Source organism: Streptomyces sp. NPDC107471 (assembly GCF_055582845.1).
Window position 1 is genome coordinate 212,405 of sequence record NZ_JBVJPC010000010.1, and the last position, 15,701, is coordinate 228,105.

Below are 15,701 nucleotides of genomic sequence, written 5' to 3' on the forward strand. Positions count from 1 at the left end.
AAAGCCGGGCCTCTCCCTGACACGCGCGCCAGTAGCGTCGGAGCGTGAGTCGAGGGCGCCTTCGCATCCTGTCGGCGATCGGCATCGGCTGCTACGCGCTCGCCGCGATCGCCGGCTTCTTCGTCCTGGCGGACCACCAGGGCCACGCACTCCTCGTGCCCCTGTGGATCGCGCACGGCGTGCTCCTCGCCGTGCTGCTCACCAGGCTGTGCGCCGACGAGACGGGCCTGTCCGCGGCGCTGCTGGTGGTGGGGGCCTCCCTGGCGGCCGTGTACGTCGCCGACCTGGCCCGCGACGAGCTCACCCTGGACCGGCGGGGCGAGCGGGTCACCGCCACCGTCGTACGGGACTGGCCCGCCCCGGACCGGGGGCGGGAGGCGGACACCTACGACTACGCCCTCGCGCGCCGCGACGGCACCAGGCTCCCGGGTCCCGCCCTCCAGGCCGCGTCCGGCCGCTTCGCCGTCGGGCAGACCGTCATCGTGCTCGCCGACCCCGAGGGGGTCCTGCGCCCCCGGCTCCCGGACGACACGGGCGGGACCGGGGACGTGCTGGGGGTGGGGGCGTTCGCGCTGATCGCGCTCGGGCTCGTCGCGGCCACCGCCCGCCGGGGTGCGGCCGTCGCGCGCCGGCGGGAGGAACGGGCCAGGACGGCGGAACAGGAGCACACGCTCCGGGAGGCGCTCCGCACGGCCTCGGCCGACGACCACGGCTTCGTCGAGGTGCACCCCGCGCACTACCCCGACGTCCCCCACCGCCGCGCGGCCGGCATCGCGGGGGAGCTGGGTCTGGAACCGGCGGACGAGCCGGGCTCCTGGCGCTTCAGGCGGTGAGCCGCTTGGTCAGCGTGTACTCCGTGACCCCCGGCGGATAGTCCGGGATCACGCACACCACCTCGTAGCCCTGCTTCCGGTAGAACTCCGGCGCCTGGAAGTCCCAGGTCTCCAGGCGTACGGCGGTGCAGCCCCGGCCGTGGCGCGCCAGGTGCTCCGCGTGTGCGAGCAACTGCGAACCCAGGCCCGCCCCGCGGTGCCGTCCGTCGACCCACAGATAGGTCACGTGCAGCCAGCTCGTCCAGGTGTGGCCGACCAGTCCGCCCGCGAGCGCGCCGGAGTCGTCCAACGCCCAGACGTGGAGCGGAAGTTCCCGTTCACCTGGGGTTCCACGCAGTGCGCGCAGGACCGGGGAGGCCGCCGTGTTGGCCTCCAACAGCCGCTTGCGGAGCAGATCCTGCCGGGCTTTGTCGACTTCTGTCTCCAGACGAAACATGCGGCTCACCATAAACGCACCGGACAGCCAGTTCTGCAAATAACCTTCCGCTCCTGCCCCCCGGCCGTACCCTGATGAACAGCACCGGTGGGGGCCGGTGCTGATCAGGGGGCGAGACAGTCGGGTACGGCGCCCGAAGTGGGGGTAGCAGTTCTTGCACGGCGGCGGCCGTGCGGCCATCGTGCTTCGCGCGTCGTACCCGCGGCGGTGTCGTCTCCCGAGTCGTCCTCAGACGAAGACGATGGGGTATCCCCTGCTCTTCGAGAGCTTGGGGAAGGGGGTTTCGTGGTTCGTATCCGAGTCCTGGTCGTCGACGACCATCGCATCTTCGCCGAGTCGCTCGCCGCCGCGCTGGCGGCCGAGCCCGACGTGGAGGTCTCCGCGGCCGGCAGCGGTCCCGCCGCGCTGCGCAGTCTGGAGCGCGCGGCCGCCGAGGGCCGCCGTTTCGACGTGCTGCTCGTCGACGCCGACCTGGGCGGCAACGTCCAGGGCATCAGGTCCGCCATGTCCGTGCAGGACGGTACCGGGGACGGCCTCGTCGACGGCATATCGCTGGTCGCCGGGGTCCGTACGGCGCAGCCCGCGGTCCGGATCGTCGTGCTCGCCGAGAAGGACGACCCGCGGCGGGCCGCGCTCGCCCTCCAGGCCGGCGCCTCGGGCTGGGTCGCCAAGGACTGCTCGCTGTCCCGGCTGCTCACCGTCATCCGGGGGGTGCTGCGCGACGAGACCCATCTGCCGCCCGCCCTGCTCACCGGGGTGCTGCGGGAGCTCACCGCCGCCCGCAAGCACCGCACCGAGAGCGAGCGGCTGGTGGAGTCCCTCACCCCGCGCGAGCGGGAGGTGCTGCGCTGCATGGTGGCCGGGCTCGGCCGCAAGGCGGTCGCGGAGAGACTGTTCCTCTCCCCGCACACCGTGCGCACCCACATGCAGAACGTCCTGGGCAAGCTGGGCGTGCACTCCACCCTGGCCGCCGTCGCCCTGGCGCGGCGCGCGGGCGTGGGCCCGGTCGACCTAGCCGGGGATGTTGTCGAACGGGGCGGTCAACTGGCGTAGCAGCCCGGCCAGTTCCCCGCGCTGGGCGCGGGAGAGCTCGGCGAGGATCGCGCGCTCCTGTTCCAGCAGACCGGCGAGGGCCTGGTCCGCGCGGTCCTTGCCGTCCTCCGTGAGCCGGACCAGCACCCCACGCCGGTCGCTCGGGTCGGGCAGCCGCTCCACCAGGCCCTTCTTGGCCAGCCGGTCGATGCGGTTGGTCATCGTGCCCGAGGTGACCAGCGTCTGCGTCAGCAACTGCCCCGGCGAGAGCTGGTACGGCGTCCCCGCGCGCCGGAGCGCGGTCAGCACGTCGAACTCCCAGGGCTCCAGGCTGTGCTCCGCGAAGGCAAGCCGGCGCGCCCGGTCCAGGTGCCGGGCCAGCCTGCTCACCCGGCTGAGCACCTCGAGCGGTTCCACGTCGAGGTCAGGGCGCTCCCGGCGCCACGCAGCGACCAGCCGATCGACCTCGTCCTCCATGACGATCAGTGTAGTGGTTGTGTCGACGTGAAGTCTCTTGATGTCGAGTCTCTTGACATCAAGAGACTGGGTTGGGGAAGGTGAGAGGCATGACGACCCCCACCTGGGACCCGGCCCAGTACCTGCGCCACGCGGACCACCGCGCCCGCCCCTTCACCGACCTGCTCGCCCGCATCCCGGACCCGCCTGGCGAACCGCCCCTGATCGCCGACCTCGGCTGCGGTCCCGGAAACGTGACGGCCCTGCTCGCCGCCCGCTGGCCCACGGCCCGGATCACCGGTTACGACAACTCCGCCGAGATGCTCGACAAGGCACGCGTCGAGTACGCCGGCCCCACCGCCGGCGGCGGCCGGCTCGACTTCGCCCACGCGGACGTCCGCACGTGGACGCCCGCGCGGCCGTACGGCCTCATCGTCAGCAACGCCACGCTCCAGTGGGTGCCAGGGCACGTGGAGCGGTTCCGGGACTGGGTGGCGGGACTGGCACCGGGCGGCACCTTCGCCTTCCAGGTGCCCGGGAACTTCGGCTCCCCGAGCCACCGGCTGATGCGCGAGCTCGCCGAACGGGCCGGGCTCGCGCACACCCTGCGCCACGAGGACGCCGTCCGCACGCCCGAGGCCTATCTGGCGGAACTGGCCGACCTGGGCTGCGAGGTGGACGCGTGGGAGACGACGTACGTCCACCTGCTCCAGGGCGAGGACCCGGTCCTCGACTGGGTCAGGGGCACCGGCCTGCGCCCGCTCCTCACCGCCCTCGCCGACGACCCGCAGACCAGGGAGGAGTTCCTGACCGCCTACCGGGCGGCCCTGCGCGAGGCGTACCCGGCCGGACCGCACGGCACGCCGTTCCCCTTCCGCCGCGTCTTCGCCGTCGCCCGCAGGAAGGGCTGATGCTCAGGTCCGTGGACCATGTGCAGCTCGCGGCTCCGCCCGGCTCCGAGGACCTGCTGCGCGCCTTCTACGCCGGTGTCCTCGGCATGACGGAGCTTCCCAAGCCGCCGGAGCTCGCGGCCCGGGGCGGGTGCTGGTTCCGGGCGGGGGCGGTGGAACTGCACCTGGGGATCGAGGACGACTTCCGACCGGCCAGGAAGGCCCATCCGGGGCTCGTGGTCGCGGACCTCGCGGCGTGCGCCGCCCGGCTGGCGGCGCACGGTGCGGAGGTCCGCTGGGACGCGCATCTGCCGGGGCGCCGGCGCCTCTACGCGGACGACCCCGTCGGGAACCGGCTTGAGTTCCTTGTTTGACCGGGGTCCGACGGGTCACCCGCAGTGAGGACAGCGGAGTCTGCAAGCGCTGGGAGTGAGAACGGTGGCAGGAGACCAGAAGGCCAAGGCCAAGAAGGAACAGGCCAAGGGCAAGGCCAAGGAGGTCGTGGGCCGCGCGGTCGGCAACGAGAGCATGGAGGCCGAGGGCCGCATGGCGCAGTCCAAGGGCGACGCGCGCCAGGCCAAGGAGAAGGCGAAGGACACCTTCAAGCACTGACGGCACGCAGACGAAGGCCCGTGCACCGCACAGGTGCACGGGCCGTCGTGCGCGCCGGCTCAGCTCTTTCCGCCTCAGCTCTTTCGGCGGCCTATCAGACGGGGCTTGGCCTCCAGGCCGTCCAGGCCGTGCCAGGCGAGGTTCACCAGGTGTGCCGCCACCTCCGCCTTCTTCGGGCGGCGCACGTCCAGCCACCACTGGCCGGTCAGGGCGACCATGCCGACCAGGGCCTGGGCGTACAGCGGGGCCAGTTTGGGATCGAAGCCGCGTCGCTTGAACTCACGGCCCAGGATGTCCTCCACCTGGGTCGCGATGTCGGAGATGAGCGAGGCGAAGGAGCCCGTGGACTGGGGGATCGGGGAGTCGCGGACCAGGATGCGGAAGCCGTCCGTGTACTCCTCGATGTAGTCGAGGAGGGCGAACGCGGCCTGTTCGCACAGTTCGCGGGGGTGGCCGGCGGTCAGCGAACTGGTCACCATGTCCAGCAGGCGCCGCATCTCGCGGTCCACCACCACCGCGTACAGGCCCTCCTTGCCGCCGAAGTGCTCGTACACCACCGGCTTGGAGACGCCGGCCTTCGCGGCGATCTCCTCCACCGACGTGGCCTCGAAGCCCTTCGCGGCGAACAGCGTGCGACCGATCTCCAGCAACTGGGCGCGGCGCTCGGCCCCCGTCATCCGGGTGCGCCGGGCTCGCCGCGGCTTCGCTTCGCTGCTCGGGGTACTGCTGGAGTCGGTCGCCACGGCGTCCATCATGCCGCCTCGGCGGTCTCCTCCTTGCGCCGGGAGTCGTCCCCGTCCGTGATCCGGCGTGAATCGATACGCGAGCGTGACGGCCAGCGCACGTCATACGCCCAGCCGAGCATCTCGAACCAGCGGATGATCCGTGCGGAGGAGTCGACCTGACCCCGCATCACCCCGTGCCGCGCCGACGTCGGGTCGGCGTGGTGCAGGTTGTGCCAGGACTCGCCGCAGGACAGCACGGCCAGCCACCACACGTTGCCCGAGCGGTCCCGGGACTTGAAGGGCCGCTTGCCGACCGCGTGGCAGATCGAGTTGATCGACCAGGTCACGTGGTGCAGCAGGCAGACCCGGACCAGGGAGCCCCAGAAGAACCCGGTGAACGCGCCCCACCAGGACATCGTCACCAGACCGCCGATCACGGCGGGCAGGGCGAGGGAGAGCATGGTCCAGTAGATGAAGTGGCGGGAGATCGCCCGGATGGCCGGGTCCTTGACCAGGTCCGGCGCGTACTTCTCCTGCGGGGTCTGCTCCTCGTCGAACATCCAGGCGATGTGGGCCCACCACAGGCCCTTGACGAGTGCCGGGACCGTCTCCCCGAACCGCCACGGCGAGTGGGGGTCGCCCTCGGCGTCGGAGAACCTGTGGTGCCTGCGGTGGTCGGCCACCCAGCGCACCAGCGGCCCCTCGACCGCCAGTGAACCCATGATCGCCAGCGCGATCCTGAGCGGCCGCTTGGCCTTGAAGGAGCCGTGCGTGAAGTAGCGGTGGAAGCCGATGGTGATGCCGTGACAGCCGAGGTAGTAGAAGAAGACCAGAAGACCCAGATCGAGCCAGCTCACGCCCCAGCCCCAGGCCAGCGGCACCGCCGCGAGCAGGGCGAGGAACGGAACGGTGATGAAGAGGAGCAGCGTGATCTGTTCGATCGAGCGCTTCTGCTCACCGCCCAGTGTCGCGGAGGGCGGGGTCGAGCCGTCGGGCGCCTTCGGGGCGTCTGCGATCACATCGGAGCGCGTGGTCATGGGCGTCCCCTGTGGGGTTTCGAGGGTTGAAGACAGGTGCCGGGCTGCGGGAATCCTTCCCGGGTTCCGTGACGAGGGTCCCTACGGTTCCGTAACCTACGGCGTCGTAAGTATGGCAGTGCGGCGCCCGGCGACAAGAGCCCGAGAGTCTGCGCGTCCGCATGGACACCTATCCTTGGAGTCGGTCGGACAGCGCGGTCCGCTCTGATTTCTTCCCGGATGGCCCGGCCGTATGCGGCGGCTGCCGCACGACCGCGCTCCGGGTTCCCCTCCCGGACGAGCTTCAACACTGCAAGGAGCCGCACCTGTGAGCAGTGCCGACGACCTGACTACGAGCGCCACGTCGACCAGTACCGAGCTGCGTGCCGACATCCGCCGGCTGGGCGATCTCCTGGGCGAGACCCTGGTCCGCCAGGAGGGCCCCGAGCTGCTGGAACTCGTCGAGAAGGTGCGCCGCCTCACCCGTGAGGACGGCGAGGCCGCCGCCGAGCTGCTGCGCGGCACCGAACTGGAGACCGCCGCCAAGCTGGTCCGCGCCTTCTCCACCTACTTCCACCTGGCCAACGTCACCGAGCAGGTGCACCGCGGCCGTGAACTGCGGGCCCGGCGCGCCGCCGAGGGCGGTCTCCTCGCCTGTACGGCCGACCGCCTCAAGGACGCCGACCCCGAGCACCTGCGCCAGACCGTCGCCAACCTCAACGTCCGCCCGGTCTTCACCGCCCACCCCACCGAGGCCGCCCGCCGCTCGGTGCTGAACAAGCTCCGCCGGATCGCCGCCCTCCTGGAGACCCCGGTCATCGAGGCGGACCGGCGCCGCTACGACACCCGTCTGGCCGAGAACATCGACCTCGTATGGCAGACGGACGAGCTGCGCGTGGTGCGTCCCGAGCCCGCCGACGAGGCTCGCAACGCCATCTACTACCTCGACGAGCTGCACGCCGGCGCGGTCGGCGACGTCCTGGAGGACCTGACGGCCGAATTGGAGCGCGTGGGCGTCAGGATCCCCGACGCCACCCGCCCCCTCACCTTCGGCACCTGGATCGGCGGCGACCGCGACGGCAACCCCAACGTCACCCCCCAGGTCACCTGGGACGTCCTGATCCTCCAGCACGAGCACGGCATCAACGACGCCCTGGAGCTCATCGACGAGCTGCGCGGCTTCCTGTCGAACTCCATCCGCTACACCGGCGCCACCGAGGAGCTCCTGGAGTCCCTCAAGGCCGACCTGGAGCGCCTCCCGGAGATCAGCCCCCGCTACAAGCGCCTCAACGCCGAGGAGCCGTACCGGCTCAAGGCCACCTGCATCCGGCAGAAGCTGGAGAACACCAAGACCCGGCTGGCCAGGGGCATCCCGCACGAGGACGGCCGGGACTACCTCGGCACCGGCGAGCTGCTGCACGACCTGACCCTGATCCAGACCTCGCTGCGGGAGCACCGCGGCGGGCTCTTCGCCGACGGCCGGATGAACCGCACCATCCGCACCCTGTCCGCCTTCGGTCTCCAGCTCGCCACCATGGACGTCCGCGAGCACGCCGACGCCCACCACCACGCCCTCGGCCAGCTCTTCGACCGGCTCGGCGAGGAGTCCTGGCGGTACGCGGACATGCCCCGCGAGTACCGGTCCAAGCTGCTCGCCAAGGAGCTGCGCTCGCGCCGGCCCCTCGCGCCGAGCCCGGCTCCGGTCGACGCGGCCGGCGAGAAGACCCTCGGCGTCTTCCAGACCGTGAAGCGGGCCCTGGAGGTCTTCGGGCCCGAGGTCGTCGAGTCGTACATCATCTCGATGTGCCAGGGCGCCGACGACGTCTTCGCCGCCGCCGTCCTCGCCCGCGAGGCCGGTCTGCTCGACCTGCACGCCGGCTGGGCGAAGATCGGCATCGTGCCGCTCCTGGAGACCACCGACGAGCTCAAGGCCGCCGACACCATTCTGGAGGACATGCTCTCCGACCCCTCCTACCGGCGCCTGGTCGCGCTGCGCGGGGACGTCCAGGAGGTCATGCTCGGCTACTCCGACTCCTCGAAGTTCGGCGGCATCACCACCAGCCAGTGGGAGATCCACCGCGCCCAGCGGCGGCTGCGTGACGTCGCCCACCGCTACGGCGTGCGGCTGCGCCTGTTCCACGGCCGCGGCGGCACCGTCGGCCGCGGCGGCGGCCCCTCGCACGACGCGATCCTCGCCCAGCCCTGGGGAACCCTGGAGGGCGAGATCAAGGTCACCGAGCAGGGCGAGGTCATCTCCGACAAGTACCTCGTGCCGTCCCTGGCCCGGGAGAACCTGGAACTGACGGTCGCCGCCACCCTCCAGGCGTCCGCCCTGCACACCGCGCCCCGCCAGTCCGACGAGGCCCTGGCGCGCTGGGACGCGGCGATGGACGTGGTGAGCGACGCCGCCCACGCGGCCTACCGCCGGCTCGTCGAGGACCCGGACCTGCCGACGTACTTCCTCGCCTCCACGCCGGTCGACCAGCTCGCCGACCTGCACCTCGGCTCCCGGCCCTCCCGCCGCCCCGGCTCGGGCGTCTCCCTGGACGGGCTGCGGGCCATCCCGTGGGTGTTCGGCTGGACCCAGTCCCGCCAGATCGTGCCCGGCTGGTTCGGCGTCGGCTCGGGCCTGAAGGCGCTGCGCGAGGCCGGCCTCACCGCGACATTGGGAGGAGAGGGCGTGCTCGACGAGATGCACGAGCAGTGGCACTTCTTCCGCAACTTCATCTCCAACGTCGAGATGACGCTGGCCAAGACGGACCTGCGGATCGCCGCCCACTACGTCGACACCCTCGTCCCCGAGGAGCTCCGGCATGTCTTCGACACCATCAAGGCCGAGCACGAACTCACCGTCCGCGAGGTCCTGAAGATCACCGGCGAGGACGAACTCCTCGACGCCACCCCGGTCCTCAAGCAGACCTTCAGCATCCGTGACGCCTACCTGGACCCGATCTCCTACCTCCAGGTGGCGCTGCTCAAGCGGCAGCGCGAGGCGGCCGCCGCCGACGAGCCCGCCGACCCGCTGCTCGCCCGCGCCCTGCTCCTCACGGTCAACGGCGTCGCCGCGGGCCTGCGCAACACGGGCTGAGCCTGACGCGAGAAAGCGGTGCCCCCGGCCGTCCGGCCGGGGGCACCGCTTCTTCGTATCAGGTCAGGCCCGGCGCCGCCGGACGACGAGGTAACCGCCCGCCGCCATCAGCGCAGCGGCCACGCCCGCGAGCAGGCCGACGGGAGCGCCGTTGCCGGTCTCGGCGAGGTCACCGGTGGTGCCCTGCGGGGAGGCGGAGGAGGAGGCCGACGGGGAAGCCCCGGGCTCCGTGGCTCCGCCCGCGGACTCGCTGGGCTCGGCGCTCGGAGAGGCGGACTCGTCCGTTCCGGGAGTGCCGGAGGGCGAGGCCGTCGGCGTACCGGTCGAACCGCCGCCCTCCTCGTCCTCGCAGTCGGTCCAGAACACCTTGTGCTTGGCGGCGCCCTTCTCCCCGTCGAAGTTCCAGAACAGCTTGTAGTGCCCGTCGGGCAGCGACAGGTCCTCCGTACGGCCGTGGCCCCCGGAGTCCAGCGTGATTTCGCCGGACTTCACGGTCTCGCCCTTGACGTCGGCCGTCGGGGCCCAGGCCTCGATGTGCCAGTCGACCTCCTGGACGGTGTCAAAGCCGAAGGCGTCGAGGTAGAAGGTGCAGACGTGCGGCTCGTTCTTGCGGAGCTCTTCGCCGGTGGTGGCGTCGTGGATCTTCACGGTCCCGTTGTCACCGGGAGCGGTGGCGTGGGCGGCCGGGGCGACCAGGAGGGCAGCCGAGGCGACGGCGGACAGAACGCCGAAGCGGGTGAGGGTACGCATGGGGAAGTAGTCCATCTTCGGGAGTGGAACGGGAAGATGTGGAGGGGGCGGCTCAGCATCCAGCCGTGACTGACCTCTGGTCAATCACGAACAGAGAACACTCACTTCCTCCACAGAAGCCGAGAACGGCGAAACCCCTCAGACGGTCACGAAAGCCGCCGTCAGCAGTGCGACTCCCGACCCCGCACACACCCACGCGAGCCGGGTTCTGCGCAGCCCGCCCGCCACGACCACCGACGCGAGCAGCAGCGCCCCGCCCATCGGCACCCACGCGTACAGCACCCCGGCCGTCCCCGACCGCACGACGTCGGCGCTGCCGGGCTTCACCACGACCGGGTAGGTCCGGCCCCTGTCGATACCCACCGTTTTCTCGACGACGACCCGCTCGCGCGCCACGGACCCGTGCGACAGGGGCGTGTACGGGCCGCTGCACACGTCCCGCGCGCACCGGGTCACCTCGATCGTGCCGCGCTCCCGCCCCTTGGTCAGCATCACGTACTGCGCGCTGCCCCAGGAGGCCCACACCCCAGCGACCAGGATCAGCACCGTGACCGTCCCCATCGACGCGAGCCGTCCGAACCGCAGCGCGGCGACCGAGGCCCGACGGGCGGTGGGGGCGGGGGCAGGCATGGCCGGGATCATTGGCCATGGCACTACACGGGGTCAACTCGGGCCCGGCCGACCGGGGGACAAGTCAGGAGTTGTACGTGCTTTGCGCCCGCTCCAGACCCTCGATCACCAGCGCCTCCACGGCGTCGGCCGCACGGTCCACGAAGTAGTCGAGCTCCTTGCGCTCACTCGACGAGAAGTCCTTCAGCACGAAGTCCGCGACCTGCATACGGCCCGGCGGACGCCCGATCCCGAACCGCACCCGGTGGTACTCCGCCCCGAACGCCTTCGTCATCGACTTCAGCCCGTTGTGGCCGTTGTCCCCGCCGCCGAGCTTGAGCCGCAGGGTGCCGTAGTCGATGTCCAGCTCGTCGTGGACCGCCACGATGTTCGCGACCGGCACCTTGTAGAAGTCCTTCAGGGCGTTCACCGGTCCGCCGGACAGGTTCATGAAGGACATCGGCTTGGCCAGGATCACCCGCCGGTTCGCCGGCCCGGGCGGCCCGATCCGCCCCTCGACGACCTGCGCCTGCGCCTTGCCGGCCCGCTTGAACCGGCCCCCGATCCGCTCGGCCAGCAGATCGGCCACCATGAAGCCGACGTTGTGCCGGTTGGCGGCGTACTCGGGCCCGGGGTTGCCGAGGCCGACGATCAGCCAGGGGCCGCCTGCAGGGGTGCTCACGTCCATGTCTCCTCACGTGCAACAGCCGCCGCCCCCCGGAGGGAGCAGCGGCTGGAGCCTATACGGCGAGCGCTCGGGCTCAGGCCTCGGCGGCCTCGTCGCCCGCGGCCTCTTCGCCCTCGGACTCCTCGGCCTGCGCGGCCAGGACCTGGAGGACGACGGTCTCGCCGTCGACGGCCAGCTTGGTGCCCTTCGGCAGGGTGATGTCCTTGGCGAGGACGGAGTCGCCGGCTGCCAGACCCTCGACGGAGACGGTGACGGACTCGGGGATGTGGGTGGCCTCGGCCTCGACCGGAAGCGCGTTCAGGACGTGCTCCAGCAGGTAGCCGCCCGGAGCCAGCTCGCCCTCGGTGTGGACGTAGATCTCGACGTTGACCTGCTCGCCGCGCTTGACGAGCTGAAGGTCGACGTGCTCCAGGTGGCCCTTGATCGGGTCGCGCTGCACGGACTTCGGGATGGCCAGCTCGTTGCTCTTGCCGTCGATGTCCAGGGAGATCAGGACGTTCGACGTACGCAGCGCGAGCAGCAGCTCGTGGCCCGGGAGGGTCAGGTGGATCGGGTCGGAACCACGACCGTACAGAACACCGGGAACCTTGTTGTCACGGCGGATGCGACGGGCGGCACCCTTGCCGAACTCGCTGCGGGTCTCGGCGGAGATCTTGACCTCGGACATGCGGATCACTCCTCGTAGTAATCAGAACGGACGTGGTCACCCGGCCACGAACGGCCTGCTACGAAGAGCGCGTCGATAACGGACCGCCGCATCCATGGATACGGCCTCCCTCGCCGAGCAACTCGTGCAGTCTACTCAGCGGGGGAGGCCGCAGAAAAATCGATCATGCAGAAGCGTTTTTACAGCTTCCGGTCCAGCCTCACTGCTCGTCGAAGAGGCTGGTCACCGACCCGTCCTCGAAGACCTCGCGCACCGCGCTCGCGATCGTCGGCGCGATCGACAGCACCTTGATCTTGTCCAGGTCATGAGCCAGCTCACCCGGCGTCGGCAGCGTGTTCGTGAAGACGAACTCGCTCACCCGGGAGTTCTTCAGCCGGTCCGCCGCCGGACCGGACAGCACACCGTGGGTGGCCGTCACGATGACGTCCTCCGCACCGTGCGCGAACAGGGCGTCCGCGGCCGCGCAGATGGTGCCGCCCGTGTCGATCATGTCGTCCACCAGGACGCACACCCGGCCCTTGACCTCACCCACGACCTCGTGGACGGTCACCTGGTTCGCCACGTCCTTGTCACGCCGCTTGTGCACGATCGCCAGCGGCGCCCCCAGCCGGTCGCACCAGCGGTCCGCGACCCGCACCCGGCCCGCGTCCGGCGACACGACCGTCAGCTTGTCCCGGTCGACCTTGCGGCCCACGTAGTCCGCCAGCAGCGGCAGCGCGAACAGGTGGTCCACCGGACCGTCGAAGAAGCCCTGGATCTGGTCCGTGTGCAGATCGACCGTGAGGAGGCGGTCCGCACCCGCCGTCTTCATCAGGTCCGCGATCAGCCGCGCCGAGATCGGTTCACGGCCGCGGTGCTTCTTGTCCTGCCGCGCATAACCGTAGAACGGCACGATGACCGTGATGGAGCGGGCCGACGCACGCTTCAGCGCGTCGATCATGATGAGCTGCTCCATGATCCACTGGTTGATCGGAGCCGTGTGGCTCTGGATCACGAAGCAGTCCGCGCCACGCGCCGACTCCTGGTAGCGGACGTAGATCTCGCCGTTCGCGAAGTCGAAGGCCTTGGTCGGGACGACCCCGACACCCAACTGCTGGGCGACCTCCTCGGCAAGCTCGGGGTGGGCGCGGCCGGAGAAGAACATCATCTTCTTCTCGCCGGTCGTCTTGATCCCGGTCACAGACTGTCTCCTCAGAGGTGTCTCAGCCACGTGCCGACAGACCGCGCCGCTGGGCGCGACGGGCCGTCGTGGCTGGTGGGGTGCGGGTGTGCACTTATCACGGTACGACGACTTCGGCGCACCTGTTTCCGGTCAGTCCTCGCTCACGCCCTCCCGGGAAGCCGCCTCGGCAGCCTTCGCCGCCGCGCTCCCCGGACGCTTCCGGGCCACCCAGCCCTCGATATTCCGCTGCTGGCCCCGGGCCACGGCCAGCGAACCGGGCGGCACGTCCTTCGTGATCACCGACCCTGCGGCGGTGTACGCCCCGTCCCCGACCGTGACAGGCGCCACAAACATGTTGTCCGAACCCGTGCGGCAATGCGACCCGACGGTCGTGTGGTGCTTGTCCTGGCCGTCGTAGTTCACGAACACGCTCGCGGCACCGATGTTCGTGTACTCACCGATCGTCGCGTCCCCGACGTACGAGAGATGCGGGATCTTCGTCCCCTCACCGATGGAGGCGTTCTTCGTCTCCACGTACGTCCCGATCTTGCCCTTCGCACCCAGCCGGGTGCCCGGCCGCAGATAGGCGTACGGCCCCACACTCGCGCCCGCGCCGATGTGGGCGCTGTAGGAGACCGTGTTGTCGACCCGGGCCCCGGCCTCGACGACGGTGTCGGTGAGACGGCTGTTGGGCCCCACCTCGGCGCCCTCGCCGACATGGGTCGCACCGTGCAACTGCGTGCCCGGCAGGACGACGGCGTCCTGGCCGAAGGTCACGCTGACGTCGACCCAGGTCGTCGCCGGGTCCACCACGGTGACGCCGGACAGCATGGCGGCGGTCAGCAGCCGGTCGTTGAGGATCCGCCGCGCCTCCGAGAGCTGCACCCGGTTGTTGATCCCGGCGATCTCACGGTGGTCCGCCGCGACACAGGCACCCACGCGGTGCCCGGCCTCGCGGAGGATCCCGAGAACGTCGGTCAGGTACTCCTCGCCCTGCGAGTTGTCGGTGCGCACCTTGCCCAGCGCGTCCGCCAGCAACTGCCCGTCGAACGCGAACACCCCGGAGTTGATCTCCCGGATCGCCCGCTGCGCCGCGGAGGCGTCCTTGTGCTCGACGATCGCGGTCACGGCACCGGAGGCATCGTCCCGCACGATCCGCCCGTACCCTGTCGCGTCCGGCACCTCGGCGGTCAGCACGGTCACGGCGTTGCCGTCCGTGGAGTGCGTGGCGGCAAGGGCGTTGAGGGTCTCACCGGTCAGCAGGGGAGTGTCCCCGCACACGACGACGACGGTCCCCTCGACACGGCCGCCGAGCTCCTCCAGCGCCATCCGCACCGCGTGCCCGGTGCCGTTCTGCTGCGCCTGTACGGCCGTCCGTACGTCGGCGTCGGTGCCGGCGAGGTGGGCGGTGACCTGCTCCCGGGCGTGCCCCACGACCACGACGAGGTTCTCGGGGTCCAACTCGCGGGCGGCGGCGAGCACATGCCCCACGAGGGAACGGCCGCACAGCTCGTGCAGGACCTTGGGTGTGGCCGACTTCATACGGGTGCCCTCACCCGCTGCGAGAACGACGACGGCTGCCGGGCGAATGGCGCTCACGGGATGCCCTTCGGCTGTGGAGGGGGTGGGGTGACATCCGCAGGATACCGGGGCAATTCTGGGAGGACATGAGAGCGGGCCCTGACAGTGCTGTCAGGGCCCGGGCGACGCGTGGCTCCCCCGCCAGGACTCGAACCCGGACAGATGGCACCAAAAGCCACAGTGCTGCCAATTACACCACGGGGGAATAAAGTCGACTGAACCGGACATTTAGTCTGGTCGTCGAGTGGCGGCTCCTACTATGCCGTACCAGGCGCCCTCCATGCGACGGTACAGATCGGCGCTCTGCCGGACGTAAATCACGAGGCAGCCGCGATAGGCGTCTCCGGTGTTCTTGCGAACCGTCCGGGGGTTGTGCCGTTTCAGTGTGGTCTTGCTGAATGCCGACGTGTCGACACCGGCGATGTCAGCCCAGAACTTCTCGGCGGCCTCCACGTCTGCGCTCTCGTGAATGCTCACGCGCAGGGTCAGGCGCTCCCGCCGCACCCCCAGGAACTCGAGCCAGCGCAGGAAGAGTCTGATCACGTTGGGGTCGCTGTTGATGAACTGCAACACCTCGGTCCGACGGTGCGGCTTGTCTTGGCGCCCTCGGCCCAGTAAAGGGCCACGCCCGCGAAGAAGAGCTCGCGGTCCGACAGTTCGCCGACGGCCGCTGCCGCAGCAGCCTTGGTCGCTTGGCGTTCTTGATCCTGGGAATTGCGCAGGCGTACCAGGCCGGCGTTCATGCGTGCGCGCTGCTCTTCCGGTGTGCACTTGGGCTCCGGGGTCGGCAGATCCCGCACCCATAGCGACACCGAACTCTTCGAGCACCCCAGCTCCGCCTGGATCTGGCTGTACGTCCAGCCCAGCGTGCGCAGTTCTCGCGCCCTCTGGTGCAGATCGTCCTTCGCCCGTGGCCGCGTCGTCCAGTCCGGAGGCGGCTCGCCCTCGACGAGACGCTGACCCTGCCGTCGCAGCGCGACCGCCCGCTCCCGCAGCCCTTCGAAATCCGCGTACTTGCCTGATGGATGTGCCATGGGCATACCGTCCGAGCGGAATCCGATCTTCCGGGCTCGAACGGTGAGCGATTCAGTAGTTCGAGGGATATCGGGCTGTTCCGTAGTCGAACGGTCACTCGATGTGGTGCGGGTCGGTCGTC

Annotated in this window: 16 protein-coding genes, 1 tRNA gene and 1 pseudogene; 6 read left to right on the forward strand and 12 right to left on the reverse strand. The window is 70.3% G+C overall.

Features of this window, described 5'->3' with window-relative positions; genetic code table 11:
- Positions 1 to 44: 44 nt before the first annotated feature.
- On the forward strand, positions 45 to 833 hold the full coding sequence (locus ACZ66S_RS31275; RefSeq protein ID WP_469904911.1) for a hypothetical protein: 789 nt from the start codon (positions 45 to 47) through the stop codon (positions 831 to 833).
- Here the strand turns inward: ACZ66S_RS31275 and ACZ66S_RS31280 are convergent.
- Complete coding sequence (locus ACZ66S_RS31280) at positions 823 to 1,281, reverse strand: GNAT family N-acetyltransferase (protein ID WP_469904912.1); 459 nt, start codon at positions 1,279 to 1,281, stop codon at positions 823 to 825. The genes ACZ66S_RS31275 and ACZ66S_RS31280 overlap by 11 nt on opposite strands.
- A gap of 273 nt (positions 1,282 to 1,554) precedes the next feature.
- Between ACZ66S_RS31280 and ACZ66S_RS31285 the strand changes: the two genes are divergently transcribed.
- Complete coding sequence (locus tag ACZ66S_RS31285) at positions 1,555 to 2,322, forward strand: LuxR C-terminal-related transcriptional regulator (RefSeq protein ID WP_469904913.1); 768 nt, start codon at positions 1,555 to 1,557, stop codon at positions 2,320 to 2,322.
- Here the strand turns inward: ACZ66S_RS31285 and ACZ66S_RS31290 are convergent.
- Positions 2,281 to 2,778, reverse strand: a complete 498-nt coding sequence (locus ACZ66S_RS31290; RefSeq protein WP_007382615.1) for a MarR family winged helix-turn-helix transcriptional regulator — start codon at positions 2,776 to 2,778, stop codon at positions 2,281 to 2,283. The two genes, ACZ66S_RS31285 and ACZ66S_RS31290, sit on opposite strands and share 42 nt — an antisense overlap.
- Positions 2,779 to 2,867: 89 nt before the next feature.
- Between ACZ66S_RS31290 and ACZ66S_RS31295 the strand changes: the two genes are divergently transcribed.
- The 3 genes from ACZ66S_RS31295 to ACZ66S_RS31305 all read left to right on the forward strand — a co-directional run bounded on the left by ACZ66S_RS31295 (position 2,868) and on the right by ACZ66S_RS31305 (position 4,259).
- On the forward strand, positions 2,868 to 3,668 hold the full coding sequence (locus ACZ66S_RS31295; protein ID WP_469904914.1) for a trans-aconitate 2-methyltransferase: 801 nt from the start codon (positions 2,868 to 2,870) through the stop codon (positions 3,666 to 3,668).
- The gene (locus tag ACZ66S_RS31300) at positions 3,668 to 4,021 is read left to right on the forward strand and encodes a VOC family protein (RefSeq protein WP_469904915.1); all 354 of its coding nucleotides are present in this window, start codon (positions 3,668 to 3,670) and stop codon (positions 4,019 to 4,021) included. The genes ACZ66S_RS31295 and ACZ66S_RS31300 overlap by 1 nt, the downstream gene beginning before the upstream one ends.
- Before the next feature lie 64 nt (positions 4,022 to 4,085).
- Positions 4,086 to 4,259 (forward strand): CsbD family protein, encoded by a 174-nt coding sequence (locus ACZ66S_RS31305; RefSeq protein WP_469904916.1) that lies wholly within the window; start codon positions 4,086 to 4,088, stop codon positions 4,257 to 4,259.
- 74 nt (positions 4,260 to 4,333) lie between these two features.
- Here ACZ66S_RS31305 and ACZ66S_RS31310 read toward each other — a convergent pair whose 3' ends face one another.
- Both ACZ66S_RS31310 and ACZ66S_RS31315 read right to left on the reverse strand, forming a co-directional pair.
- Positions 4,334 to 5,014, reverse strand: a complete 681-nt coding sequence (locus ACZ66S_RS31310) for a TetR family transcriptional regulator (protein ID WP_469904917.1) — start codon at positions 5,012 to 5,014, stop codon at positions 4,334 to 4,336.
- The gene (locus ACZ66S_RS31315) at positions 5,011 to 6,021 is read right to left on the reverse strand and encodes an acyl-CoA desaturase (RefSeq protein WP_469904918.1); all 1,011 of its coding nucleotides are present in this window, start codon (positions 6,019 to 6,021) and stop codon (positions 5,011 to 5,013) included. Before ACZ66S_RS31315 ends, ACZ66S_RS31310 begins: the two co-directional genes overlap by 4 nt.
- 307 nt (positions 6,022 to 6,328) lie before the next feature.
- Between ACZ66S_RS31315 and ppc the strand changes: the two genes are divergently transcribed.
- On the forward strand, positions 6,329 to 9,088 hold the full coding sequence (gene ppc, locus ACZ66S_RS31320; protein ID WP_469904919.1) for a phosphoenolpyruvate carboxylase: 2,760 nt from the start codon (positions 6,329 to 6,331) through the stop codon (positions 9,086 to 9,088).
- A 63-nt stretch (positions 9,089 to 9,151) separates the two neighbouring features.
- Here the strand turns inward: ppc and ACZ66S_RS31325 are convergent, their stop codons facing one another.
- The 8 genes and pseudogenes from ACZ66S_RS31325 to ACZ66S_RS31360 form a co-directional block, all read right to left on the reverse strand.
- Positions 9,152 to 9,838, reverse strand: a complete 687-nt coding sequence (locus ACZ66S_RS31325; protein ID WP_469904920.1) for an LPXTG cell wall anchor domain-containing protein — start codon at positions 9,836 to 9,838, stop codon at positions 9,152 to 9,154.
- Positions 9,839 to 9,976: 138 nt separating this feature from the next.
- Positions 9,977 to 10,480: a hypothetical protein gene (locus ACZ66S_RS31330; RefSeq protein ID WP_469904921.1), complete on the reverse strand. Its 504-nt coding sequence runs from the start codon at positions 10,478 to 10,480 to the stop codon at positions 9,977 to 9,979.
- A gap of 52 nt (positions 10,481 to 10,532) precedes the next feature.
- On the reverse strand, positions 10,533 to 11,135 hold the full coding sequence (pth, locus tag ACZ66S_RS31335; protein WP_469904922.1) for an aminoacyl-tRNA hydrolase: 603 nt from the start codon (positions 11,133 to 11,135) through the stop codon (positions 10,533 to 10,535).
- A 73-nt stretch (positions 11,136 to 11,208) separates the two neighbouring features.
- A complete protein-coding gene (locus ACZ66S_RS31340; RefSeq protein WP_469904923.1) occupies positions 11,209 to 11,802 on the reverse strand; it encodes a 50S ribosomal protein L25/general stress protein Ctc in 594 nt (197 codons plus the stop codon).
- Between the two features lie 199 nt (positions 11,803 to 12,001).
- Complete coding sequence (locus ACZ66S_RS31345; RefSeq protein ID WP_469904924.1) at positions 12,002 to 12,982, reverse strand: ribose-phosphate diphosphokinase; 981 nt, start codon at positions 12,980 to 12,982, stop codon at positions 12,002 to 12,004.
- Positions 12,983 to 13,114: 132 nt separating this feature from the next.
- Positions 13,115 to 14,563, reverse strand: a complete 1,449-nt coding sequence (gene glmU / locus ACZ66S_RS31350) for a bifunctional UDP-N-acetylglucosamine diphosphorylase/glucosamine-1-phosphate N-acetyltransferase GlmU (protein WP_469904925.1) — start codon at positions 14,561 to 14,563, stop codon at positions 13,115 to 13,117.
- A 112-nt stretch (positions 14,564 to 14,675) separates the two neighbouring features.
- A tRNA-Gln gene (locus ACZ66S_RS31355) sits at positions 14,676 to 14,750 on the reverse strand.
- 23 nt (positions 14,751 to 14,773) lie between these two features.
- Positions 14,774 to 15,579: pseudogene (locus ACZ66S_RS31360) on the reverse strand (hypothetical protein).
- Positions 15,580 to 15,701 lie beyond the last annotated feature (122 nt).

Excerpts from the sequence above, each read along its gene's own strand:
- ACZ66S_RS31280 (WP_469904912.1), bottom strand. The coding sequence starts at position 1,281 with ATGGTGAGCCGCATGTTTCGTCTGGAGACAGAAGTCGACAAAGCCCGG.
- ACZ66S_RS31290 (WP_007382615.1), bottom strand. The coding sequence starts at position 2,778 with ATGGAGGACGAGGTCGATCGGCTGGTCGCTGCGTGGCGCCGGGAGCGC.
- ACZ66S_RS31295 (WP_469904914.1), top strand. The coding sequence starts at position 2,868 with ATGACGACCCCCACCTGGGACCCGGCCCAGTACCTGCGCCACGCGGAC.
- ACZ66S_RS31300 (WP_469904915.1), top strand. The coding sequence starts at position 3,668 with ATGCTCAGGTCCGTGGACCATGTGCAGCTCGCGGCTCCGCCCGGCTCC.
- ACZ66S_RS31310 (WP_469904917.1), bottom strand. The coding sequence starts at position 5,014 with ATGATGGACGCCGTGGCGACCGACTCCAGCAGTACCCCGAGCAGCGAA.
- ACZ66S_RS31315 (WP_469904918.1), bottom strand. The coding sequence starts at position 6,021 with ATGACCACGCGCTCCGATGTGATCGCAGACGCCCCGAAGGCGCCCGAC.
- ACZ66S_RS31325 (WP_469904920.1), bottom strand. The coding sequence starts at position 9,838 with ATGCGTACCCTCACCCGCTTCGGCGTTCTGTCCGCCGTCGCCTCGGCT.
- ACZ66S_RS31330 (WP_469904921.1), bottom strand. The coding sequence starts at position 10,480 with ATGATCCCGGCCATGCCTGCCCCCGCCCCCACCGCCCGTCGGGCCTCG.
- pth (WP_469904922.1), bottom strand. The coding sequence starts at position 11,135 with ATGGACGTGAGCACCCCTGCAGGCGGCCCCTGGCTGATCGTCGGCCTC.
- ACZ66S_RS31340 (WP_469904923.1), bottom strand. The coding sequence starts at position 11,802 with ATGTCCGAGGTCAAGATCTCCGCCGAGACCCGCAGCGAGTTCGGCAAG.